Origin of the sequence: Cupriavidus sp. DL-D2, assembly GCF_039710735.1 — a bacterium.
Classification (GTDB): domain Bacteria; phylum Pseudomonadota; class Gammaproteobacteria; order Burkholderiales; family Burkholderiaceae; genus Cupriavidus.
This window is the reverse complement of sequence record NZ_JBDKXK010000141.1, coordinates 1-677: the sequence shown is the minus strand read 5'-3', so window position 1 is coordinate 677 and position 677 is coordinate 1. Positions and strand designations below refer to the sequence as shown.

Genomic DNA, 677 nt, shown 5'->3' with positions numbered 1-677 from the left:
TACCCAGCGACAGCGTCACGGCGGCGCCGAGCGGTCCTGAGCCACCGGCAAGGCTCTTCATGGCATCGCCCGCACCCTTGGCCGCGTCATAGGCGTCGCGACCTGCTGCGATACCCCACAGCGCCGACGCCCGGCCATCCTGGCTCTTGGTCGCCGAGCTGACTTTCTGGCCCGCATTGATTGCCGAGCCGAGCGCGCCGCCGCTCACGCCCAGCGTCAGGCCGGTTTGCTTGATCTCGTGGGTTTCGTCATGATGCTCGCGACCCTTGGCGGCCTCGATGGCGACATCGGCACCCGTGCCTGTCAGATCCTTTGCGGCGATCAACTGGCTGCCGGTTACGCGCAACGTGCTGCCGGCCTTCAGGCTGACATTGCCGTCGGTACTGCCGACGAGGCTGCCGGTCTGCGTGACGGCGTTGTCGTTGATCGTGTCCTTCTGGTCACGCGAGCCGTAGGAGAGGCCGCCACCCGTGGCGCCGAAGCCCGTTGCCTTGGTGCGTGAATAGCTGTGGCTCTCGCTGCTGCTCTCCGCCGCGCCAATCGTCAGGTTGCGGCCAGCTTCGAGTCCCACATCCTGAGTGCCCGCCACCGTCGATCCGCTGATCGCCAGATCTCGTCCGGCGCTGCCCAAGACGGTATCGCCCGATATCACCGAGCCCACCGCCACGGTGTCGCGC

At 67.2% G+C, this 677-nt stretch carries 1 protein-coding gene; it reads right to left on the bottom strand.

Translation table 11 applies throughout. The features are described from left to right. On the bottom strand, positions 1 to 677 hold a 677-nt coding region (locus ABDB81_RS30365), incomplete at both ends, for a hemagglutinin repeat-containing protein (RefSeq protein WP_346814416.1).